The organism is Pseudomonas sp. GL-B-26 (assembly GCF_019947405.1).
In the GTDB taxonomy this organism is placed as follows: Bacteria; Pseudomonadota; Gammaproteobacteria; order Pseudomonadales; family Pseudomonadaceae; genus Aquipseudomonas.
In genome coordinates this window covers 17140-37432 of record NZ_JAGYGJ010000059.1, presented here as the reverse complement: position 1 = coordinate 37432, position 20293 = coordinate 17140, and the positions used below count along the sequence as shown (strand labels likewise).

Here is a 20293-nt window from a genome sequence, read left to right as displayed (position 1 = left end):
TCGGCTGACAAAGACTGATTGATCGTCGTATGCTTTTTCATGGCCTCGCCCTCGCTGTCGTTGGCTTCTATAAGAATGCCACCGTGGCGCACAGACGCCTCGGCTTGGGCGAGTCCATTCAATTACAGATCGCATTACGGCTTTAGTGAACAGCATTGCCGACTGGTTCGGGGCTTTTTTGTGGGCGCGATTTAGAGCTCAACGCTCTCAGCTATTTCCTGCGTTGAACCAGGACGGTTCTCGAGTAGGAAAGGGATCAGGCTGATATTCATCGCGAGCTTAAATAGTTGAAATACTGGGCGAGAAAATCCAGCTGATTTTGGTTACTACCATGGGCATATTGCTGAAAACTACAGTGCGTTGCCGCATTGATGAGGATTTGAAGGCGCAGGCTACTGAGGTCTTGAGTGCTTGCGGCCTGAGCATCAGTGATGCCATGCGTCTTTTTCTTCGTCAGGTTGTAGCAACTCAGGGCCTCCCGTTTGAGGTGCGCGTCCCCTCGGAGAAAACGGCCCGCGCCATGATGGAAGCACGAGGCATTCGCCAGCGGTTCGACTCGATAGACGACATGCTGAGGGACGCTGATGGCGAAACCGGAAAAAAAGCAAAAGCGCGCTGAGCTGCCCAACAGTGTGCACAAACATTAGCCCGGAAGCCGTGACATGAATGAAGTGCTTCAGATTCTTGATGATTTATGAGTACACGCGCTCCGATCTGATCACATTTGTTGATCTCGGAAGTCATTCCGAACGGTTCAAGTAGCGCCTCTCAACACAAGCCCCGACTGGTTCGGGGCTTTTTTGTGGGCGCTGCAGGGCTCTGGCTTGCGCCACCTGGCGATTCGAGCCGCCCGGCACAGCCCGGATCCTCCGCTACGAATGATCGAAACGATCATTTGAATGATTGGTTTGCGCAAATTAAACGGAAGGCCTAAGATAAATTTGACTGAAACAATCAGAAAATGATCGGTTCAGTCAGTTTCGAGGTGATGCACGTCTTACCCAACAATTATAAAAGGAGACCCTCGTGGCCCAATTTCCTATCAAACGCACCATTGAGCGCATACCGGGCGGCATGATGATCGTGCCCCTGCTGATTGGCTCGCTGGTGGCAACCTTCCTGCCCGACACGCCTAAGTTTTTCGGCTCATTCACCAATGCACTGTTCACCGGGGCACTGCCGATCCTCGCGGTGTTCTACGTCTGCATGGGCGCGAGTATCAATATCAAAGCCACGCCTTACCTGCTCAAAAAGGGCGGCACATTGCTCGCGACGAAAGTCGGCATCGCCGTCCTCATTGGTATTGTGCTCGGGCACTTCCTGGGCGAGCAGCCGATTTCCTCGGGACTCTTCGCCGGTATTTCAACGCTGGCGGTGGTCGCCGCGATGAACGACACCAACGGCGGCTTATATATGGCGCTGATGGGGCAGTACGGTCGCTCCGAAGACGTCGGCGCCTACTCGGTCATGTCGCTGGAGTCCGGTCCTTTTCTGACGATGGTCACTTTGGGTATCGCTGGCCTGTCGGCATTCCCCTGGCCGACGCTGGTGGGCAGCATCCTGCCACTGGCGCTCGGCATGCTGTTGGGCAATCTCGACCGTGACATGCGCGACTTTCTGGCCAAGGCTGTCCCGGTGATGATCCCGTTCTTCGCCCTGGCACTCGGTGCCAGCCTGGACTTGCATAACGTCTGGCAGGCCGGTTTGCTGGGTCTCGGCATGGGTGTTGCGGTCGTCGTTTTGACGGGTATCCCGCTGTTCTTCGCTGACCGTTTGACCGGCGGCACTGGCGTCGCCGGTGTTGCAGCAGCCACCACCGCCGGGAATGCCGCCGCCGTCCCTGCGCTGATCGCGGCAGCCAATCCGGTGTACGCCGAAGCAGCCAAGAGCGCGACCATTCTGGTGGCCGCCTGCGTCGTGGTCACCGCGATTCTCGCGCCGCTGCTCACCGCCGCCGTCGCCAAGCGCGTGCAGCAGCGCAACCCCATCGTCGCTCCCAAGCCGGAGCTCGAACGTCAAAAGCAGGAGGCCTTGCGATGAGGATGTTGATCATCGCAGACGATCTGTCGGGCGCGGCAGATTGCGCCATCGGCTTTGCGAGCGCGGGGCTGCAAACGGTCGTGACACTCGACCCTCTGAATGACAAAGCGGACGCTCAGGTGATTGCCGCTGATACGGACACTCGGCGCCTCTCACCGGCGCAGGCTGCCGAGCGTACCGTCGCCGCGTTCAAGGCACTGCATCAGCCTGGGCAGCGGCTGTACAAGAAAATCGATTCGACCTTGCGCGGCAACTGGGCGGCTGAAGTCGCCGCCCTGCAACCGTTGGCGGGGCTGGCCATTGTGGCCCCGGCGTTTCCCGCGACCGGGCGCACGTTGCGCGGCGGTCGGGTGTTTGTAAACGGCCAGCCGCTGGAAACCACCGATACTTGGAAACTGGAAAACGCTGACCGTCCGGCCGATGTTGAAGCGATGCTTGTCACCGCAGGCCTGACCACTGCGAAGCTGGATCTTGAAACCTTGCGCGGCAATGAAGAAGCGCTCGCGCAGCACATTGCCGAAGTCGCCCGCAGCGGCACGCAGGCGTTGATCGTCGATGCGCAAACCGAAGACGACCTGCTAACCCTCGCTCGCCTGACCGCGTCGATGGACCAGCCACTGTTCTGGATCGGTTCGGGTGGCCTTGCGCGGGAAATAGCCAGCCTTCCTGATTTCTCCGAAGTACGCTTCGCAGCCATCGAACCCGATGCCGTCGAAAAAAATCAGGCGCCGATTCTGATACTCGTCGGCAGCCTCTCCGGTGTCTGCGAGCGGCAATGCGCACTGCTCAAGGAGCGTGGCGGAGTCAGCGAATTGGTCGTCCCGCCGGAGGTCCTTCGTCAAGGCACAACTCACGGCGATTGGGCAATCTGGCAGGCGCGCATCGGCGAGCAACTGGACGGATGGAGCGACCTGCTGCTGCGTATCGGCCGCGATGAGGCGTTCGATCCCCAGGAAGGCGCGAAACTCTCGGCCATGCTGGCTGTGCTGGTAGAACCGCATTTCTCCAAGGTCGGTGGCCTGATTGCCACGGGCGGCGAGACGGCGCGGGCCATATTGACCACCGTCGGGATCGACAGCCTGCAATTGCTGACGGAAATCGAAGCCGGCGTCGCCTTCGCTCGCCCGACCGTTTCCCGGCAAGGCCATCGTCCCGCAATTGTTACCAAGGCGGGCGCGTTCGGCACCGATCACGCGTTGTACGCGGCATGGCAACACCTGAGCGATAGCGCCGATCGCTCCCCGCCCAAACGCACACGAATCCAAGGACTCGAATGAACACTATGAGCAACTACCTTCCCATCATCGGCATCACCATGGGTGACGCCACTGGCGTCGGTCCGGAAATCATCGTCAAGAGCCTGACTCATGACGTCGTCTATCAACAATGCCGGCCGCTGGTGATTGGCGATGCCCGTCGTCTTGAGCAGGCCAATGTCATCGTCGGCGGCAGCGCCAAAGTGCGCCGCATCGAGGACGCCTCTCAGGCGTTGTACGAGGCCGGCACCATTGACTGCATCGACCTCGACCTGATCCCCGACGACCTGCCGTTTGGCGAACTGTCGCCCATCGCCGGTGACGCTGCTTATCAATACATCGCCCGTGCCGTCGAGCTGGCGCAGGCCAAACAGATCGATGCGATTTGCACCGCGCCGTTGAACAAGGAAGCGCTGCACGCCGGCGGCCATAAGTACCCGGGCCATACCGAAATGCTCGCGCACCTGACCAACGTCGACGAAGTGTCGATGATGCTGGTGGCGCCGCAACTGCGGGTGATTCACGTCACGACTCACATCGGCATCATCGACGCGATCCGCAAGATCGAGCCGGGCCTGGTTCAGCGCACGATCGAGCGCGGCAACGCGACGCTGATCAAGGCCGGCATCGCCAAGCCGCGTATCGGCGTGTGCGGGATCAATCCTCATGCCGGCGAAAACGGTTTGTTCGGCTATGGCGAAGAAGAAGAAAAAATCATCCCGGCGGTGAAGCTGTTGCAGGAACGCGGCCTCGACGTGACGGGCCCACTGCCCGCCGACACGCTATTCTTCCGCGCCGGACGCGGCGACTTCGATCTGGTGGTGGCGATGTATCACGACCAGGGCCACGGCCCGGTCAAAGTGCTGGGACTTGAAGCGGGCGTGAACGTGACCGTCGGCCTGGACGTGATCCGTACGTCGGTCGACCACGGCACCGCTTTTGATATCGCCGGCAAGGGCATTGCCGATGAACGCAGCCTGCTCGAAGCGTTGCGCCAGGGTGCGGAGCTTGCCACGCGACGGGGATGAGTCGCAGGGACGCTGTCGTGTAAGATCGACCACCGTCCACACAACGAGACCCGCCATGAAAGCATCCGAACGCCACCGCGCCATCCTCGATCTCGTGCGTATTGGCGATGCCAACGTCGAGCAATTGAGCGCGGCGCTCGGGGTCTCGGAAGCGACGGTGCGGCGCGACCTGACCATGCTCGCCAAACAGCGGCATCTGGTCCGCACCTATGGCGGCGCCACCGCGGTGGTTGGCGTGCATGAGCCGGAAGCTTCGCTGGAAGAGCGCAAGACCAGCCAGTGGGAGCAGAAAGACGCCATCGCCCAAGCGGCCGCGGCTCATGTTCAGGACGGCGACACCGTGCTGCTCGACGGCGGCACCACCTGCGCCGCACTGGCCCATCATCTGTGCTCGCGACAAGACGTGCATGTGGTCACCAACAACTTGCTGGCCGTGATGACCCTGGCCAATGCGCCGGGCGTGCGGCTGACCTTGATCGGCGGCGATCTGCGCGGTTCGAGCATGAGCACGTTGGGGCCGTTGGCAGAGCTGACATTGAGCCGGTTGAGTGTCGACAAAGCCTTCCTCGGTGCTGACGGCGTGGTTGCCGAGTTTGGTTTATGCGAAGCGAGTGCGCAGCAGGCGTATCTGAAGGAATGCATCATCAAACGGGCGGCGCAAATTGTGGTGCTGGCAGATACCGACAAACTCGGTCGCGCGCGGCAACAGCATTGGACGCCGATTGAGCGGGAATGGCGGTTGATTACCGGTGCCACGGCCGATGAAGCGGCACTGGCGCCGTTTCGGGCGATTCAGCAAATCACTGTGGAAACCGTGATCGTCGATAAGCCTTAGTCAATCCGCAAGCGAACAAAAATTTAAAATATGTTCGGATCTGTACTACTCTGAAGGCACAACCCTTTGCCCGAAGGAGTCCTTCCAATGGCCACTTCATCCCCCGTGCGCACAGCTCCCCAAGAGCTCGACACCCCGGAAGCCGGCCGTGTGGCGCTCAAGTTCTTCTTCAACCTGATGGAGCGTTGGGGCTGCACCGCCGAAGAACAGCGCACGCTGCTGGGCAAAGTCGGCAACACCACCTTCTATAAATACAAACACCTGCCGCCCAATGTGCGTCTCCCGCACGACACCCTGGAGCGCATCTCCTACCTGATGGGCATCCACAAAGCCCTGAGCATCATCTTCAGCAACAACCGCGACCGCGCCTACAAATGGGTCAGCAGTCCGAACACCGCCGCGCCGTTCAATGGTCAATCCGCCTTGAGCTATATGCTGGCCGGCCGGGTGGTGGACATCGCTGACGTGCGTCGCTACCTCGATGGCGTCCGCGGCTGATGGCCCCGGAAGTGGTACTCCCCGAGTGGAACCGTGCTTACCGGATGATCAACAGCGCGTTCCCCCCGATCACCTTGTTTGAAGACGTGCTCGACCCCGAAGACCTACAAACCGCCTACGCCCTGGAAGCCCTGACCAACGACCGGTTGGCCCAAGAAGCCGGCGTGCTCTCCCGCGTGCTGCCCGAAGACCGAATCTCCGGCCCCGGCTCATCACCGGTCATGGCCGCGTTCACCCACATCGGCAAAACCAGCCGCTTCACCGACGGCACCTACGGCGTCTACTACGCCGCCAGCAGCCAGGCCGCCGCCATCGCCGAAACGAGCTATCACCAGGAACGCTTCCTGGCCGCGACCAACGAGCCGGACATCGAGTTGACCCTGCGCACCTACGTCAACAAAGTCGTTAAACCGATGCACGACGTTCGCCAACACTACCCCGGGCTGCACAACCCGGATCCTGACGCTTACGGGCCGTCACAAGCCTTTGCCCGGCAGCTGCGTGAAACCTTGTCATGGGGGCTGCTTTACAACAGCGTTCGGCTGCCTGGGCATGAATGTGTCGCTGCGTTTCGGCCGCCGGCCGTCTCGATTCCGAAGCAAGGCAAGCACATACGTTATGTGTGGAGTGCGAGCAGTCGGAAGATTTCGTTTGTGTTTGAGGTCAGCGAGGTGTGAGCCGGAAACTAAAAAGCCCCGATTGATTCGGGGCTCTTTCATACGTGCGATTTGTTTATGGCGCGACGTTACTGGCTCGGTTGTTACCCGGTGCATCGAGCACTTTCGCTACGTCATCGATGATCGCCTTACTCATATCCTGCAAAAAATGCGACGCCCAGGCATGCCGGTCGGTGTCACGAACCATGGCGGCGTCAGATGCGAGAAGTTTGGCGATGTGGAGCAGGTCGGAGGCGTGGGAGAGGGCCTGGATGACCGGGACGCCGGCGTTGATGCGGAACAGCGGTTGGTTGTCGTGGTAGGAGAAAGGGGTGAGGCCGATGGTTTTCAGGTCTTGGGGGTTGGTCATTGGGCACCTCCAGTTTTTGGGCGGTGGTGGGCGTGACCCGGTGTAGCAGTAGCGAAAATTTTGAATGGATTGCGGGCATGCATAAGGAGAACTCCGATTGGTTTCTGCATCGAATTCGAGTTCTCAGGCCCGGTCGCTGAATTGGCAGCGACGGGTTGAAGGTAGCTGGAGGGGGGAGGATGCGCAATCGTGGCTAGGTGGTGGCGTGGGTTGAAGGGTTTTAGTGATTTTTATGGCTGGGCAATAATTATTGGTCAGTCATAATTTTCATAATTTGAAGAAGGCGTGCTGATGGCCTTGCCGACTTGCTGAAGGAGACATCAGGAATGGACATTGAATTGGATAAGTTTCAAAAGGATTTGCTGGAATCTGTACGCGAAATGAATGAGAGCCAAGCGCTTCGAATCGCTGAGGGGAGGCCGTTAACGAAGGAACGCATCGACTCGCACATGTCGTCGTCAGCGACACGTTCTAATAACGTGTCGCTGAAAGTGAAAAAAAGCGACACGTAACAAGACGGACTACATCAGAAGGGGCTGGGTCCTACTGCAAAATCGCACAACGTCTAGCAGGCGTTAGCTTGTGAAATTACGATCTGAGGCAAAGCCCCGCCATCGTTGGACGGCAAGGTAAAAGTCGTTCGAAAGCCGAGTTTATCCAGCATGTCCAACATTGCATCGATCGTAAATTTCTCGATCTTGCCAGTGGTGAGCTCTGAAACGCGTGATTGGGTCACGTTCAACCTGGTCGCGGCCTCACTCTGTTTGAGGCCCTGGGTTTTGATGCAGTCAGTGATGAATATCGATAACTCCATCTTCAGCGCGATTTTGCTAGCGACTTCGCTGTCATGCGTGGCATGGAATGGGCTGTCGAAAAATTGAACTGCCATGAACGCCTCCCTCCTTTGAGTTATCTAAAATTTGCGATAAATGCAGGCTAGTCGATTGATCGTTTTTGATGCAAACGTATTGTCTCTGCGAGGCAAAACCCATTACACCACGTAACTAATGATGTTCCCGCCCCCACCTTTATCCCCTCCAGCTAACCCCCTACATTGAGCTCCAACGCCTACCCATTCATTCCGAAGGGAAGGTCACTTGGAGATTCCTCATGCCTTTCGTAAGCGTACGCATCACCCGCGATGGCGTTACCTCTGAGCAGAAAGCTCAGGTGATCGCCGAAATCACTGAAACCCTGGAACGCGTCCTCAACAAGGACCCACACCTGACCCACATCGTGATCGAAGAAGTCGACACCGATAACTGGGGTTACGCCGGCATCACCACCACCCAGTACCGCAGGCAACTGGCAGAGGCGGAGGACAAGTCATGACCGCGACCGTCTCCATCGATTTCATCTCCGACGTGGTGTGCCCGTGGTGCGCGCTGGGTGCGACCGCGCTGGAGCAGGCGATCGAGAACGTGGCGGGTGAAGTTTCGGTGGAGCTGACCTACAAGCCCTTCGAGTTGAACCCGGACATGCCGGCAGTCGGCGAAAAAGCGGTTGAGCACTTGATGCGTAAATATGGACGAACCGCCGAAGACGTCGTCGCCGGCAAAGCGATGCAGATCGCTCGCGGTGAGGCCATCGGTTTCAAGTTCGATCTGGAGAAGCGCAGCCACTTCTACAACACGTTTGATGCTCACCGGTTGTTGATGTGGGCGTTGCAGGAAGGGCGGCAGGTCGCACTAAAGAAAATCCTGCTGCGCGCTTATTTCACCGACGGCCAGAACCCGAGCGATCGCGAGACGCTGGTTGGTCTGGCTGTTGAAGCGGGACTGGATGCGGCGGCGGCTCAAGAGGTGTTGGTGTCCGGAGCGTTCGCCAAAGAAGTGCGTGAGCTTGAAGAGTTTTACCGCCAGCGCGGCATCAATTCGGTTCCGGCCATGGTGCTGAACGGTCGTCACCTGGTGTCCGGTTCGCAGTCGGTCGAGTACTACGAACAGATGTTGAGACAAATGGCGAAGGCCCCCGCCGAAGCCTGATTACTTACTTTTTCAAACCATCATTTATTAGTTGAGGTTCATCATGAGCAATTCGAAGAAAGTCATCGTTATTACTGGCGCCTCCCAAGGTCTCGGCGCAGGCATGGTCAAGGCGTTCCGTGATCTGGATTACAAAGTTGTCGCCACTTCGCGTTCGATCAAACCGTCCACCGATCCGGACATCCTCACCGTGGCGGGCGACATCGGCAACCCGGAAGTCGCCCAGCAAGTTATCCGTGAAGCCATCGCACGTTTTGGCCGCATCGACACCCTGGTCAACAACGCCGGGATCTTCGTTGCCAAACCGTTCACCGCTTACACCCCGGAAGACTACGCCGCCGTGTTGTCGGTAAACCTGAATGGCTTCTTCTACATCACCCAACTCGCGATCACCGAGATGGAAAAACAAGGCAGCGGCCACGTCGTCAACATCACCACCAGCCTGGTGGACCACGCCATCGACGGCGTGCCGTCGGTACTGGCATCTTTGACCAAAGGTGGCCTGAACGCGGCGACAAAATCCCTGGCCATCGAATACGCCAAACGCGGTATTCGTGTGAACGCGGTCAGCCCCGGCATCATCAAGACCCCGATGCACGGCGAAGAAACCCATGAAGCGCTGGGTAATCTGCACCCGGTCGGGCGCATGGGCGAAATCAGCGACATTGCTCAGGCCGTCGTGTATCTGGACAGCGCCAACTTTGTTACTGGCGAGATCCTGCACGTTGATGGTGGTCAGAGCGCGGGTCACTAAGACCTGACTTGTCAGAAGCGCCGTCGATCAAAGTCGACGGCGTTTTCATTGGAGAGCGCACCATGACCATCCACGTTCACAAGGTTTTCCTGATCACCGGGGTCAGTTCAGGCTTCGGCCTGGCTTTTTCGCAAGCAGCGCTGGCGGCTGGGCACACGGTGGTGGGGACGGTGCGGCGCGAATCTGAGCGTGCTGCGTTCGAAGCGCTGGACGCCCATCGCGCTAAAGCGTTCGTGCTCGATGTCACCGATTTTCCGGCGATCGAGCCGCTGGTGGCCGATATTCTGCGCGAGGTGGGCCAGATCGATGTGTTGGTGAACAACGCCGGTTATGGTCATGAGGGCATCCTCGAAGAGTCACCTCTGACGGAGATGCGGCGCCAGTTCGACGTTAATGTGTTTGGCTCGGTGGCAATGATCAAGGCGGTTCTGCCCGGTATGCGTGAGCGGCGCAGCGGGCATATCGTCAACGTCACCTCCATGGCCGGCTTCATCACGTTGCCGGGCATCGCCTACTACAGCGGCAGCAAATTCGCCCTCGAAGGCGTGAGTGAAGCGCTGGCCAAAGAAGTGGAAAGTCTGGGCATACACGTGACCGCCCTGGCGCCGGGCTCGTTTCGTACCGAATGGGCAGGCCGCTCGATGATCCGTTCGGGTCGCACGTTGAGTGAGTACGACGCGGTGTTCGATCCGGTCCGCAAGGCGCGTGAAGAAAAGAGTGGCAAGCAGGCCGGCGATCCGCACAAAGCGGCGCAGGCGTTGTTGACCCTGGTGGCTGCTGAAAAGCCGCCGGTTCATCTGTTACTGGGTAAGGATGCTGTGAGGCTGGTGCGCGAAAAGATTGCCCGTCTTCAGGCGGAAATTGACGTTTGGGAGCACCTTTCGGAATCGACGGAGTTCGACTGATCGAAACCCTCGGGGCATAGAAACTCAAACCCCGGAAACAACAAAGCCCTCGTATTTCTACGAGGGCTTTGTTTTGTATGGTGCCGGCACCAGGAGTCGAACCCGGGACCTACTGATTACAAGTCAGTTGCTCTACCAACTGAGCTATACCGGCGTGTTGGGCGACGATTATAGCGATTGGGTTGGTTCTGTAAACCCCTGAATTCAGACTATTTTTGCGCAGGCGTCAGGCGGGCCCCGCGGATGCTTCTGCGGGGCCGACCGGTGCAATTGCTTTAGCCCCTTACACGCCGTTTTTAACCGCGTTGATCAGGTCCTGACTCAGCACCTGCGCGGGCGCCACTTGCACGCTTTGCGTGTAGAACGGCGGCAGGTTCTGGGCCAGTGTCGATAACGCTTGGGCGGTGGTGTTGCCCGGCAACAATACATATTGCAGATTGGACGGATAGCTTTGTGGCACAGGGCCTTCCATGGTCGAACCGTACGCGCCGAAGGTCATCACGGCCTGCGGTGTGGTGGGATCGGGTGCATAGAGGAAGACGAAGGTGCCGTACTTTGGATGTGTCAGGTATTGCTCGGCCTGGGCGCGAACCGCCGGGTCGGGGTCGTTCATCAGGGTCCAGCGCATGACCGCGTAGTTGCGGGTGGTCTCCATGAACGCTGTACGAATCGGCGACTGGTTCTCGACGCCACCCAGGCACACCAGCAGGTTGCCGAACGGATCGATGAGGGCTACCGAGTTGAACACCGGGCTGTGCTGTGCGGTTTGTAACAGTGGCGTGGCGAGTTCTTCGCCGGGGTCGCGTGGGTTGGCCGATTGCACGGTCAGCGCAAACGGGCTGAGCGCGGTCAGTGCCTGGCGCACTTTGCTGTTGGCCGGAAGGTTTGCCGGGTTTTGCAGTTGATCCGGTGGCAGGCCGCTGTTGTTGCTGGCCTCGCGTACGGTGTTGACGCTGGCGGAGAAGATCGAGCTGGTGAGGAAGTAAGCCGCCGAGTCGATGGTCTGGCCGCCGAATACCGGGCTGGTCGAACCTTGATAAGCCCGGCTGACAGGCGCCGCAATCGCGTAATAACCCCAGGTGTCCTGCGCCTGTTGGCGGATCTGCGGTGGCAGCGACGGAAAGGTGAACTGGCTGTTGTAGTTGATGCCTGCGTAGTCATCGATCGCACTGACGGCGACGTTAAATCCTGCGGTCAGCAGTGAACCAGCGCACATGGCGCACGGGTCCAGCGTGGTGACGACAGTCAACTGATTGGGCGGTGGCAGGTTCAATGGCGCGACATTTTCGTAGTACCAGTCCACCAACTGTCGCTCGCCGTGGGCGGTCGGGTCATGGGGTAGAAAGTAAGTGGTGCCATTGCCGGGGAAAGGCATCAGCACGTTGTTGTGTAGCGCGGCAATGACCTCGCCCGTCGCGTTGTTGATGATGGCGCCGCCCACCGCGAAGGTTTGCTGCAGTGCAGCGTAAATGGCTTGGTTGGCGACGGTATCGACGGCTTCTTGCGCACTGTTCAATGTGCTCATGTTTTCCCAGCTCCTTGCTGTCCCTGATGCCAGAGAATTCTGGCGCTTTGCAAAGATAGTTGAGGATTTCCAGGTCGTTTATGTTCTTTTGGCGTAACGCTTATGCACAACGCAGACTTGGGGCAGCTCAGTCAAGAGCGCAATTGTGGATCGGTTCTCAATTTGCTCGCAAATGCCTGTTTTTCCGGTTTTTTATTCATGTGTACGAAAAATGAACAGTGATGTTTCAGCCCCGAAACAGGCGTATTTATTGGATCCACGATAATTCCATCAACAGAGTTATCCACAGGGTGGGCGTATTTAAGGGCGTTCGGCCAAGAGTAGAAAGTTACGCGGTGTGAGCGGGGTTTCGCAGAAGGTGCCGAGGCGAACGGCATAACCTTGCTCGAACAGGAAAAGTGCCCGATCGAGCACCAGCCAAAGCTCCAACGGGCGTCGGAAAAGACCGCGCCACAGCTCCAGATTGCGCACTTCGGCCAATCGCTGCCAACCGGCGGCTTCAAGTGCTGACCAATCCTGCGGGCCGATTGTGGATAGCTCTTTAAGCGCGGCCAAATGATGGCAGTAATCAGCGAAGGATTTATCCAGCCAGGCACTGGGCAGCGAAGGGGTGGGCAGGTATTCGTCAATGCCGCGCAATTGCCGCTGGAGCAGGTCGAAGGCCAGGCGTCGGGCCATGGAAGTATCGCGTTGACGTCGGACGCGAGCGCCAGCGGTGACGGTTTCGCTCATCGGTAGCGAAAGATCTTCGAGGGATAGCTGTAGGTCGGAGCGCTTGGCCGACGAGGAAAGCGGCTGATACTCGCTCAGACTGATCCGGTTGTAGCAGCAAGGCGCGATGGCCAGTTGTTTGCAACCAGACGCACTGGCGAGCTGGATCAGCCGCACATGCAGATCACCGCAGGCGTGCAGCGCTACCGGCGTGTGGTCAGACTTCAAGAAAGAGGCGGCATCCGCAGCGAGTACATCTTGCTCGACATGCAGCGCATGCAGTTGATGATGCTGGCTGAGTGCCTGACCGCTGGCGACCAGCGCCGGGTCGTATTCCAGGCAGGTCAGTTGTTGTCCGGATTGCAGCAGACGTCGACCCAAGTGGCCTTTGCCCGAACACCAGTCCAGCCAATGGCTCGGCGTATCAGCAAACTGCAAACGACTGGCGAAGGCTTCGATCTGCTGCCACTTGCGCCCCGGCACATCGACATTCAGTCGATGAACCGCCGTTTCAAGCGCATGAGCCGGCAATTCATCCACCGCGCTCAACTCAAGGGACATCGCTGCCAATGAGGCAAACGGCTCCGGTGCGTCCAAAAGAGCTGGGTTGTTGTGAGCGTGTTCTGCGTCCTCCAGCGACCGCCCGCGTAACCATTCGGCCAGTTCCGGGTAAGACGCTTCCCATGGAAGCTGCAGATGAGTAAACGGCCGAGGCTTCCACAGCGCCTGATGCTCGATCAGAAAAGCATCCAGCGCCGCGAAACGGGCGAGTAAGGCCTCACCCGTCAGCACGCAGCAATCAACGCCCTTGGCAGGCATCGACGCGCAGCCAGCGCTCCAGCAGCTTGAAGCCGCGAACCAGCACGTAAGCCATCAACAGATAGAACATGCCCGCCGCGAAGAAGATCTCCACCGGCAGGTAGGTCCGGGCAATGATGGTGCGGGCCATGCCGGTCAGTTCCAGCAAGGTCACGGTGCTGGCCAGGGCGCTGGCCTTGAGCATCAGGATCACTTCGTTGCTGTAGGCCGGCAGACCGATGCGGGCGGCACGCGGCAGCATGATGTAGACCAGCGCTTTGGCCCGGGACATGCCCAGGGCGCGCGCCGCTTCGATCTCGCCGGGTGGAATCGCCTGGATCGCACCGCGCAGGATCTCGGCGATGTAGGCCGCAGTGTGCAGAGTCATGGTCGCGGTGGCGCACCAGAACGGATCGCGCAGGTACGGCCACATCGAGCTGTTACGGATCGCATCGAACTGCGCCAGGCCGTAGTAGACCAGGAACAGCTGAACCAGCAACGGCGTGCCACGGAAAAAGAAGATGTAGCCGTAGGGGAATGCCCGCACGTACCAGAGTCGCGACGAGCGGGCGATGCCCAGCGGAATCGCCAGCAGCAACCCGGCGATCACGGCGATGGCCACCAGTTCCAGGGTCAGCGTCGCACCTTGAGCCAGTTTCGGCAGCCACTTGATGATGACTTCCCAGTTCATTGGGTGCTCCTCGCGAAGCCGCGAGCGGCGCGTTTTTCCATGAAGTGCATGCCGGTCATGGCGAGAACCGTCAGGCCCAGGTACATGAACGCGGCCACCATGTAGAAGGTGAACGGCTGCTTGGATATGGTCACGCCGATTTGCGCGTGACGCATGATTTCTTCCAGGCCGATGACCGATACCAGCGCGGTGTCTTTCATCAGGATCATGAACAGGTTGCCCAGGCCGGGCAGGGCGATGCGCCACATCTGCGGCATGATCAGCTTGGTGAAGATACGGAATTTCGACAGACCCAAGGCCACGCCAGCTTCACGGTGACCCTTTGGAATCGCCAGAATCGCACCACGAAACACTTCCGTGGCGTAGGCGCCGAAGCACAGCCCCAGCGCAATCACGCCGGCGGCGAAGGCATTGAGTTCGAGGTCGGGGTTGCCGAAGAACTCGCCCAGGGCACGCATCAGGTTGACCGTGCCGAAATAGATCAACAGCACCCAGAGCAATTCCGGGATGCCGCGAACCAGTGTTGAATAAGTGCCGCCAAGCCATTGCAGTGGCTTGTGCGGGGAAGTCTTGGCCAAGGCGCCGAGCAGACCGAGCACCAGCCCCAGGCACAAGGCCGAGAGTGCCAGTTTCACAGTCATCAGCGCGCCAGCGGCGAGCGCCGGGCCGAATCCGTAGAGATCGATAGTCATGGATTTCTTTTCAAATCGCGGCAGGCAATGCCAGGGACTGGCGCCGTCAAATAACGGCGCCAGCCCGGCAGGTCAGAATCAATAGATGCTGAACGGGAAGTACTTGTCGTTGATCTTTTTGTAGGTGCCATCAGCGACGATTTCTTTCAGTGCGGTGTTCAGCTTCGTACGAATCTCATCGCCTTTACGTACAGCGATACCGATCTTGTCGCTTTCTTCCACCGGGTCGCCTTTGAACTCATAAGAACGGCCGGCGTCGCTTTTCAGCCACTCGTAGTTGACGTATTTATCCGCGAGGATGCCGTCCAGACGACCGGAGGTCAGGTCGAGGTAGGCGTTTTCCTGGGTGTCGTAGAGTTTGACTTCAACGCCTTCCATGTTGTCTTCCAGCCAGGTGCCAGCGAGGGTCGCACGTTGTGCACCGATCACTTTGCCTTGCAGGGAAGCCTTGTCGGTTTTGAAGTCGACGTCTTTCTTGGCGATGAATTGCAGCTTGTTGGAGTAGTACGGGTCGGTGAAGTCCACCGCTTGCTTGCGCTCGTCGGTGATCGACATCGAGGAGATCAGGAAGTCGAATTTCTTGGCGTTCAGGGCCGGAATGATGCCGTCCCAGTCGGACGTGACCACGGTGCATTCGACTTTCATCTTGGCGCACAGGGCGTCGCCGATTTCTTTGTCGAAGCCGACGACATTGCCACTGGCATCTTTGTTGTTGAACGGTGGGTAGGCCGCTTCGATGCCCATCTTCAAGGTCTCGGCGGCGGCACCGGCGCTGAAGGCCAGGGTGACGGCAGCAGCCAGGAAGATTTTTTTGTAGTTCTGCATGTGGGTAGCTCCGTTAGCGGTTGCTGGACATGAATTGTTTGCAGCGCGCCGAAAGCGGGTTTTCGAACACCTGCTGTGGCGATCCTTGCTCTTCTACCAGGCCCTGGTGGAGGAACACCACCTCGCTGGAAACCTGACGGGCGAAGCCCATTTCATGGGTGACCAGCAGCATGGTGCGGCCTTCTTCGGCCAGTGCGCGGATGACATTAAGTACTTCCTGGACCATTTCCGGGTCAAGGGCGGAGGTCGGCTCGTCGAACAGGATCACCTTGGGCTGCATGGCCAGCGTGCGGGCAATGGCCGCGCGTTGTTGCTGACCACCGGAGAGTTGCGCCGGGTAGGCGTGGCGTTTGTCAGCGATGCCGACCTTGGCCAGCAAGGCTTCGGCGACTTCAATGGCCTCGGCCTTGCTCTGGCCGAGTACGCGACGCGGCGCTTCGATGATGTTGTCGAGCACGCTCATGTGCGGCCAGAGATTAAAGTTTTGAAACACAAAACCGATCTCGCTGCGCAGGCGATTGATCTGCTTGCCATCGGCTGCGACCAGTTCGCCGTTCTTGGCGGCTTTGAGCTTGAGTTCTTCGCCGGCCACCAGGATCTGGCCCTGATGCGGGTTTTCCAACAGGTTGATGCAACGAAGGAAGGTGGACTTGCCGGAACCGGAAGAACCCAGGATCGAGATCACGTCGCCGTCGCGGGCGGTCAGCGAGATGCCTTTAAGCACCTCAAGCTGTCCGTAGCGTTTGTGCAAGTTGCGGATTTCAAGCGCGGGCGTGGCCTCAGCCATGTGCGTTCCTCATAGTATTTCGCTCCTGCTGTTGGCGGCCTTCCTGGCGAGGCGGCCAAGCTAGCATAGCGTCTGAATGGCAGCCAACAGCGCTACGGGCGTTAAGCGGGTGGCCTGTGGCAGGTTGTCGCATCGGTACAGCAGACTGTCGCGCTGCTATCAACCGAACAGCCGTTTGAACCCTGCCTGTCGATAAAAAGGCTGGGGCTGTTCCAAAAAAGGGCGCGATGTTGCCAGCTTTGGCGGGGGGTTGGAAGCGCTAACCGGCCAAACGTTCCTGATCCGCACTTTTATTGTGCGTCGCTATATTTTTGGGTGTGTTTCTGGTGCGCCGCTTCGTTCTTAAAGTGGGTCGCAGGGTAACGCTCTGGCGAATTGCCATTAATCTCAATGACTTGCGATGACTGTCCGGTCCGGCGGAGAGCCCCATACTTGGGCGTTCTGTAACATTTTGGCGCAATTATTGCGTGCAGAATACGGAACGCCCCGTTGGTTTCTTTTTACGAGAAGGAACGCCACGCCGGGTGGACGTAATCGCTTTTCCTTACAAAGGTAGTTTCAATGAGCAGTACCCCAAGCTCCAATGGCCTCGAACAGGGGCTCAAACCGCGTCATGTGACCATGCTGTCGATTGCCGGGGTAATCGGCGCCGGCTTGTTCGTCGGCTCGGGTCACGCCATCGCCGCCGCAGGCCCGGCCGTGCTGTTGGCCTACGCTGCCGCCGGTATGCTGGTGGTGCTGGTGATGCGCATGCTCGGCGAAATGGCCGTGGCTTCGCCGGACACAGGCTCCTTCTCGACGTATGCCGATCGCGCGATCGGTCACTGGGCCGGTTTCACCATCGGCTGGCTCTACTGGTGGTTCTGGGTGTTGGTGATTCCGCTGGAAGCCAACGCCGCCGCGACTATCCTGCATGCCTGGTTCCCCAACGTGGCCATCTGGGCCTTCACCTTGGTCATCACCTTGCTGCTGACGGTGACGAACCTGTTCAGCGTGAAGAACTACGGTGAATTCGAATTCTGGTTCGCCTTGGTCAAAGTCATCGCGATCATCGGTTTCATCGGTCTTGGCATTCTGGCGATCTTCGGCTTCCTGCCGACCAGCCAGGTCAGCGGCGTTTCGCACCTGTTCGACACCCAGGGCTTCTTGCCGAACGGCATGGGCGCAGTGTTGGGCGCGATCCTGACCACCATGTTTTCCTTCATGGGCACCGAGATCGTGACCATCGCGGCCGCGGAATCGAAGAACCCTGGCCAGCAAATCTCCAAGGCAACCAACTCGGTGATCTGGCGGATTGGCTTGTTCTACCTCGTATCGATCTTCATCGTTGTGGCCTTGGTGCCTTGGAACGACCCGGTGTTGGCAGCCGTCGGCTCCTACCAGACTGTGCTTGAGCGCATGGGCATCCCGAATGCCAAGCTGATCGTCGACATCGTGGTGCTGGTTGCTGTGACCAGTTGCCTGAACTCGGCGCTGTATACCGCCTCACGCATGATGTTCTCTCTGGGCAAGCGCGGTGATGCACCGGCCGTTTCCCAGCGCACCAACAAGAGCGGCACGCCGTACTGGGCCGTTATGCTGTCCACCGGCGCTGCGTTCGTCGCGGTTTTCGCCAACTACGTGGCCCCGGCCGCCGTGTTCGAATTCCTGCTGGCCAGCTCCGGCGCTATCGCGCTGCTGGTGTACCTGGTGATCGCGATTTCGCAATTGCGTATGCGCAAGCAGCGCATGGCACGTGGCGAGAAAATCGCTTTCAGCATGTGGCTGTTCCCGGCCCTGACCTACGCGGTGATCATCTTCATCGTTGCGGCCCTGACCATCATGCTGTTCCAGGAAGCGCATCGCGTGGAGATCCTCGCGACCGGTCTGCTGAGTTTGCTGGTGGTGGCTGCCGGTTTGTTTGTGGCTCGTCGTCGCAAGCTGCAGAAGATGGGTGCGGTGGTGCTGAACTGATTCGTACCGCATAACGCAAAACGGCCGCTGTCAGTGATGACAAGCGGCCGTTTTTTGTTTCTGAGGCGAGTGTTTACTCAGCCTTTTCTTCCTGCGCGTCCAGCGACTCGCGATAGCTGTCGAGTGCCGTGCCGAAGTCGGTGATGAACTGCGGATCTGTCAGCCAGGCCTGGGCGGTGTCGCGGTCCATGCCGTCGGTCCACATGCGGTAATCGATCAGCATGTCGGCAGCCAGGTGAGTGGCGGCCATGGCTTCGTTGTCGGCGTTTTCCATGTCCAGCAGTTCTGGATGGTCGCTGATGATTCCGGCGAGGTTCGACAGCAGGGTCAGCAGCATGTCGTTACGGCTGGTGGCTTCTGCTTCGCGCATTTTGCTGAACATCGCCAGGGTGTATTCCGGGATCGGCTCGCCGATTTCGCCCAGGTCATCGTCCAGTGCGGCGGGTTTTCTGCCGTGGATATTGATTTGCTTGGCTTTGATCTTGGCGCGTTTGGCGCGTTTCTGTTGCTTGTTCAGGGAGGCCATTAAATTCAGTTCGCTTTCGGTTGTGTTTGGGCCGCGATGGCGTCGGACGCCGCCACGTAGTCAGCCTGGAAGGCCGGGGATTCGATCCACGCCAATGCGCCGGCTTCGTCGACTTCGGTGGACCATTGGCGATACTCGATCAACGCCGCGAGGATGAAGTCTGTCGCGCCTTCTTCGCCTTCCTGCTCGTACACCAGCTCCAGCAGAGGGTCTTCGAGGAAGGCTGCGCACATGGCTTGCTGACTGGTTTTTTCAGCGTCGATCATTTTCTTGAACAGCTCGGTCAGGTCCACCGATTCGAAGTCGATGCGATCGTCGTTCGGGTCCAGCTCGACCGGCGCGGCGGCCCGTTGGGTGCGGTTCTGCTTGGCCTTGGCTTTGGCGCGTGTGGCGCGTTTGTTCTGCTTGTTGGCGGATGCCATGGGCGTCGTTCCGTATTTCGTTGAGTGGGCAAGTCAATCAGCTGCGTGGTACTAGCCGCCCGGGTGTGTCGGGGGTCAGTTCGCCGGTCTGCAGCCAGGACAGTGCAATGGGCCATAGTGTGGCTTGGTATGCGCTACGAAAAAAGGCGAAATGTCCGACTTCTTGTTCGCCGATGTCTTCGGGGGCGATTCGTAGGTGGCTGTTCGTGGCTCCGGTGAAGTAACTGAGCAGGCGTTCGATAGCTGGAATCGTGCCGTAAGGATCGTCGCTGATGCTGATGGCCAGGTTTTGTGCGGTGACGGATGAGAAGGGCAGTCGCCCGGATTTTGCGTGAAGGACGCGACCGCTGGGGCGTTTCTCGTAGTGCGCGGTGGGCATGCTCCAGTCGCGAACCACGCCAGCGGGGGTGTCTTCTAGCCAGCCGAGACGTTTGCCGGGGAAGTAGCCGCAAAGCAATGTCATCAACGGCATCACCAGATGCCACTTGCCGAACATCCGCCAGCGATGGGCGGGCGCGTAATCGCGCCAGTAAGCAAATTGCGCACCGACGGTCACCAGACGTCGAATCATATGCCCGGACGCTCCCAGGCCCGCTGCACAGCCTCCAAAGCTGTGGCCTACAACATCGATGGGTTGCCCGGGGAATTCACGCTGAGCGCGCTTGAGCATCGCCTCAAAGTCCAGCGCGCCCCAATCTGACCATGAAGCCCGAAGCCCTTTCAGCGACGCGGGTCGCGATTCGCCGATGCCACGGTAGTCGTAAGTGATCACGTCGAAGCCGTTGGCGTACAGGTAATCGGCGAAGCGTGAGTAGTGGCGACAGCGGACTGAGGTGGCGGCGTTGATGATGACGACCGGGCGGGTAGCGTCCTGGCGGGGGTAGCTCCAGGTAAAACCGCCGAGGCTGTAGCCGTCTGCGGCGGGCTCCTTGAACGGTTCGCCTGCCGTAGATGTTCGCGGTGGCAACTCGGTTTGAGTGGGTGCCAGTGAGGGCATGTCCTGCAAATTCATCGGCGTCGGACCTTTGCGGGTAGC

The 20293-nt window shown here is 59.0% G+C and carries 24 protein-coding genes and 1 tRNA gene; 13 read left to right on the top strand and 12 right to left on the bottom strand.

The window, feature by feature from the left end:
• Positions 1 to 331: 331 nt before the first annotated feature.
• From KGB23_RS26975 to KGB23_RS26945, 7 genes are all read left to right on the top strand, one after another.
• Positions 332 to 619: a type II toxin-antitoxin system RelB/DinJ family antitoxin gene (locus KGB23_RS26975; RefSeq protein WP_223433244.1), complete on the top strand. Its 288-nt coding sequence runs from the start codon at positions 332 to 334 to the stop codon at positions 617 to 619.
• A 407-nt stretch (positions 620 to 1026) separates the two neighbouring features.
• Positions 1027 to 2040 carry a 2-keto-3-deoxygluconate permease gene (locus KGB23_RS26970; RefSeq protein WP_223433243.1) on the top strand — a complete coding sequence of 338 codons (1014 nt, stop codon included), beginning with the start codon at positions 1027 to 1029 and terminating at the stop codon, positions 2038 to 2040.
• Complete coding sequence (locus tag KGB23_RS26965; RefSeq protein WP_223433242.1) at positions 2037 to 3317, top strand: four-carbon acid sugar kinase family protein; 1281 nt, start codon at positions 2037 to 2039, stop codon at positions 3315 to 3317. Before KGB23_RS26970 ends, KGB23_RS26965 begins: the two co-directional genes overlap by 4 nt.
• 5 nt (positions 3318 to 3322) lie before the next feature.
• Positions 3323 to 4324: a 4-hydroxythreonine-4-phosphate dehydrogenase PdxA gene (gene pdxA, locus KGB23_RS26960; RefSeq protein ID WP_056745537.1), complete on the top strand. Its 1002-nt coding sequence runs from the start codon at positions 3323 to 3325 to the stop codon at positions 4322 to 4324.
• A gap of 55 nt (positions 4325 to 4379) precedes the next feature.
• On the top strand, positions 4380 to 5159 hold the full coding sequence (locus tag KGB23_RS26955) for a DeoR/GlpR family DNA-binding transcription regulator (protein ID WP_223433241.1): 780 nt from the start codon (positions 4380 to 4382) through the stop codon (positions 5157 to 5159).
• Positions 5160 to 5246: 87 nt separating this feature from the next.
• The gene (locus tag KGB23_RS26950) at positions 5247 to 5657 is read left to right on the top strand and encodes an MbcA/ParS/Xre antitoxin family protein (RefSeq protein WP_033058347.1); all 411 of its coding nucleotides are present in this window, start codon (positions 5247 to 5249) and stop codon (positions 5655 to 5657) included.
• Positions 5657 to 6334 carry an RES family NAD+ phosphorylase gene (locus KGB23_RS26945; RefSeq protein WP_223433240.1) on the top strand — a complete coding sequence of 226 codons (678 nt, stop codon included), beginning with the start codon at positions 5657 to 5659 and terminating at the stop codon, positions 6332 to 6334. The genes KGB23_RS26950 and KGB23_RS26945 overlap by 1 nt, the downstream gene beginning before the upstream one ends.
• Before the next feature lie 55 nt (positions 6335 to 6389).
• Here KGB23_RS26945 and KGB23_RS26940 read toward each other — a convergent pair whose 3' ends face one another.
• Entirely contained in the window at positions 6390 to 6683 is a 294-nt protein-coding gene (locus KGB23_RS26940; RefSeq protein ID WP_223433239.1) for a DUF3077 domain-containing protein, read from the bottom strand.
• Between the two features lie 326 nt (positions 6684 to 7009).
• Between KGB23_RS26940 and KGB23_RS26935 the strand changes: the two genes are divergently transcribed.
• Positions 7010 to 7195, top strand: a complete 186-nt coding sequence (locus KGB23_RS26935) for a hypothetical protein (RefSeq protein ID WP_223433238.1) — start codon at positions 7010 to 7012, stop codon at positions 7193 to 7195.
• Positions 7196 to 7248: 53 nt separating this feature from the next.
• On the opposite strand, the gene KGB23_RS26930 is transcribed toward KGB23_RS26935, so the two are convergent.
• Positions 7249 to 7572: a helix-turn-helix domain-containing protein gene (locus KGB23_RS26930; RefSeq protein WP_223433237.1), complete on the bottom strand. Its 324-nt coding sequence runs from the start codon at positions 7570 to 7572 to the stop codon at positions 7249 to 7251.
• 221 nt (positions 7573 to 7793) lie between these two features.
• Here KGB23_RS26930 and KGB23_RS26925 point away from each other — a divergent pair, with 221 nt between their 5' ends.
• The 4 genes from KGB23_RS26925 (at position 7794) to KGB23_RS26910 (ending at position 10327) form a co-directional block, all read left to right on the top strand.
• Positions 7794 to 8015, top strand: coding sequence for a tautomerase family protein (locus tag KGB23_RS26925; RefSeq protein WP_201184146.1), 222 nt, complete (start codon positions 7794 to 7796; stop codon positions 8013 to 8015).
• Positions 8012 to 8668, top strand: coding sequence for a DsbA family oxidoreductase (locus KGB23_RS26920; RefSeq protein ID WP_223433236.1), 657 nt, complete (start codon positions 8012 to 8014; stop codon positions 8666 to 8668). The genes KGB23_RS26925 and KGB23_RS26920 overlap by 4 nt, the downstream gene beginning before the upstream one ends.
• Before the next feature lie 43 nt (positions 8669 to 8711).
• Entirely contained in the window at positions 8712 to 9422 is a 711-nt protein-coding gene (locus KGB23_RS26915; protein ID WP_150656797.1) for an SDR family NAD(P)-dependent oxidoreductase, read from the top strand.
• 62 nt (positions 9423 to 9484) lie between these two features.
• Positions 9485 to 10327: an oxidoreductase gene (locus KGB23_RS26910; protein ID WP_223433235.1), complete on the top strand. Its 843-nt coding sequence runs from the start codon at positions 9485 to 9487 to the stop codon at positions 10325 to 10327.
• Positions 10328 to 10405: 78 nt separating this feature from the next.
• Here the strand turns inward: KGB23_RS26910 and KGB23_RS26905 are convergent.
• The 7 genes from KGB23_RS26905 to KGB23_RS26875 form a co-directional block, all read right to left on the bottom strand.
• A tRNA-Thr gene (locus KGB23_RS26905) sits at positions 10406 to 10481 on the bottom strand.
• A 129-nt stretch (positions 10482 to 10610) separates the two neighbouring features.
• Positions 10611 to 11852: a nucleoside deaminase gene (locus KGB23_RS26900; RefSeq protein WP_223433234.1), complete on the bottom strand. Its 1242-nt coding sequence runs from the start codon at positions 11850 to 11852 to the stop codon at positions 10611 to 10613.
• 300 nt (positions 11853 to 12152) lie between these two features.
• Positions 12153 to 13382: a methyltransferase gene (locus KGB23_RS26895; protein ID WP_223433233.1), complete on the bottom strand. Its 1230-nt coding sequence runs from the start codon at positions 13380 to 13382 to the stop codon at positions 12153 to 12155.
• Entirely contained in the window at positions 13363 to 14052 is a 690-nt protein-coding gene (locus tag KGB23_RS26890) for an ABC transporter permease (RefSeq protein ID WP_223433232.1), read from the bottom strand. The genes KGB23_RS26895 and KGB23_RS26890 overlap by 20 nt, the downstream gene beginning before the upstream one ends.
• Positions 14049 to 14744, bottom strand: coding sequence for an ABC transporter permease (locus KGB23_RS26885; protein WP_223433231.1), 696 nt, complete (start codon positions 14742 to 14744; stop codon positions 14049 to 14051). The genes KGB23_RS26890 and KGB23_RS26885 overlap by 4 nt, the downstream gene beginning before the upstream one ends.
• A gap of 78 nt (positions 14745 to 14822) precedes the next feature.
• Positions 14823 to 15569, bottom strand: a complete 747-nt coding sequence (locus tag KGB23_RS26880) for an ABC transporter substrate-binding protein (RefSeq protein WP_150656790.1) — start codon at positions 15567 to 15569, stop codon at positions 14823 to 14825.
• A gap of 13 nt (positions 15570 to 15582) precedes the next feature.
• A complete protein-coding gene (locus tag KGB23_RS26875) occupies positions 15583 to 16356 on the bottom strand; it encodes an ABC transporter ATP-binding protein (protein WP_007897462.1) in 774 nt (257 codons plus the stop codon).
• A gap of 561 nt (positions 16357 to 16917) precedes the next feature.
• On the opposite strand from KGB23_RS26875, the gene gabP reads away from it, so the two are divergent.
• Complete coding sequence (gene gabP / locus KGB23_RS26870; RefSeq protein ID WP_223433230.1) at positions 16918 to 18309, top strand: GABA permease; 1392 nt, start codon at positions 16918 to 16920, stop codon at positions 18307 to 18309.
• 73 nt (positions 18310 to 18382) lie between these two features.
• Here gabP and KGB23_RS26865 read toward each other — a convergent pair whose 3' ends face one another.
• The 3 genes from KGB23_RS26865 to KGB23_RS26855 are packed head-to-tail and all read right to left on the bottom strand — an operon-like array spanning position 18383 to position 20269.
• Complete coding sequence (locus KGB23_RS26865) at positions 18383 to 18835, bottom strand: hypothetical protein (protein ID WP_223433229.1); 453 nt, start codon at positions 18833 to 18835, stop codon at positions 18383 to 18385.
• A 5-nt stretch (positions 18836 to 18840) separates the two neighbouring features.
• Positions 18841 to 19257, bottom strand: a complete 417-nt coding sequence (locus KGB23_RS26860) for a hypothetical protein (protein WP_150656786.1) — start codon at positions 19255 to 19257, stop codon at positions 18841 to 18843.
• 37 nt (positions 19258 to 19294) lie between these two features.
• A complete protein-coding gene (locus tag KGB23_RS26855; RefSeq protein WP_223433228.1) occupies positions 19295 to 20269 on the bottom strand; it encodes an alpha/beta fold hydrolase in 975 nt (324 codons plus the stop codon).
• Positions 20270 to 20293: the final 24 nt, after the last annotated feature.

Bases quoted from the DNA above. Each gene is read 5' to 3' on its own strand.
- KGB23_RS26955 (WP_223433241.1), top strand. From the start codon at position 4,380: ATGAAAGCATCCGAACGCCACCGCGCCATCCTCGATCTCGTGCGTATT.
- KGB23_RS26925 (WP_201184146.1), top strand. From the start codon at position 7,794: ATGCCTTTCGTAAGCGTACGCATCACCCGCGATGGCGTTACCTCTGAG.
- gabP (WP_223433230.1), top strand. From the start codon at position 16,918: ATGAGCAGTACCCCAAGCTCCAATGGCCTCGAACAGGGGCTCAAACCG.
- KGB23_RS26915 (WP_150656797.1), top strand. From the start codon at position 8,712: ATGAGCAATTCGAAGAAAGTCATCGTTATTACTGGCGCCTCCCAAGGT.
- pdxA (WP_056745537.1), top strand. From the start codon at position 3,323: ATGAGCAACTACCTTCCCATCATCGGCATCACCATGGGTGACGCCACT.
- KGB23_RS26920 (WP_223433236.1), top strand. From the start codon at position 8,012: ATGACCGCGACCGTCTCCATCGATTTCATCTCCGACGTGGTGTGCCCG.
- KGB23_RS26935 (WP_223433238.1), top strand. From the start codon at position 7,010: ATGGACATTGAATTGGATAAGTTTCAAAAGGATTTGCTGGAATCTGTA.
- KGB23_RS26900 (WP_223433234.1), bottom strand. From the start codon at position 11,852: ATGAGCACATTGAACAGTGCGCAAGAAGCCGTCGATACCGTCGCCAAC.
- KGB23_RS26910 (WP_223433235.1), top strand. From the start codon at position 9,485: ATGACCATCCACGTTCACAAGGTTTTCCTGATCACCGGGGTCAGTTCA.
- KGB23_RS26885 (WP_223433231.1), bottom strand. From the start codon at position 14,744: ATGACTATCGATCTCTACGGATTCGGCCCGGCGCTCGCCGCTGGCGCG.
- KGB23_RS26895 (WP_223433233.1), bottom strand. From the start codon at position 13,382: ATGCCTGCCAAGGGCGTTGATTGCTGCGTGCTGACGGGTGAGGCCTTA.
- KGB23_RS26855 (WP_223433228.1), bottom strand. From the start codon at position 20,269: ATGAATTTGCAGGACATGCCCTCACTGGCACCCACTCAAACCGAGTTG.
- KGB23_RS26945 (WP_223433240.1), top strand. From the start codon at position 5,657: ATGGCCCCGGAAGTGGTACTCCCCGAGTGGAACCGTGCTTACCGGATG.
- KGB23_RS26865 (WP_223433229.1), bottom strand. From the start codon at position 18,835: ATGGCCTCCCTGAACAAGCAACAGAAACGCGCCAAACGCGCCAAGATC.
- KGB23_RS26965 (WP_223433242.1), top strand. From the start codon at position 2,037: ATGAGGATGTTGATCATCGCAGACGATCTGTCGGGCGCGGCAGATTGC.
- KGB23_RS26975 (WP_223433244.1), top strand. From the start codon at position 332: ATGGGCATATTGCTGAAAACTACAGTGCGTTGCCGCATTGATGAGGAT.
- KGB23_RS26875 (WP_007897462.1), bottom strand. From the start codon at position 16,356: ATGGCTGAGGCCACGCCCGCGCTTGAAATCCGCAACTTGCACAAACGC.
- KGB23_RS26890 (WP_223433232.1), bottom strand. From the start codon at position 14,052: ATGAACTGGGAAGTCATCATCAAGTGGCTGCCGAAACTGGCTCAAGGT.
- KGB23_RS26880 (WP_150656790.1), bottom strand. From the start codon at position 15,569: ATGCAGAACTACAAAAAAATCTTCCTGGCTGCTGCCGTCACCCTGGCC.
- KGB23_RS26860 (WP_150656786.1), bottom strand. From the start codon at position 19,257: ATGGCATCCGCCAACAAGCAGAACAAACGCGCCACACGCGCCAAAGCC.
- KGB23_RS26940 (WP_223433239.1), bottom strand. From the start codon at position 6,683: ATGACCAACCCCCAAGACCTGAAAACCATCGGCCTCACCCCTTTCTCC.
- KGB23_RS26930 (WP_223433237.1), bottom strand. From the start codon at position 7,572: ATGGCAGTTCAATTTTTCGACAGCCCATTCCATGCCACGCATGACAGC.
- KGB23_RS26950 (WP_033058347.1), top strand. From the start codon at position 5,247: ATGGCCACTTCATCCCCCGTGCGCACAGCTCCCCAAGAGCTCGACACC.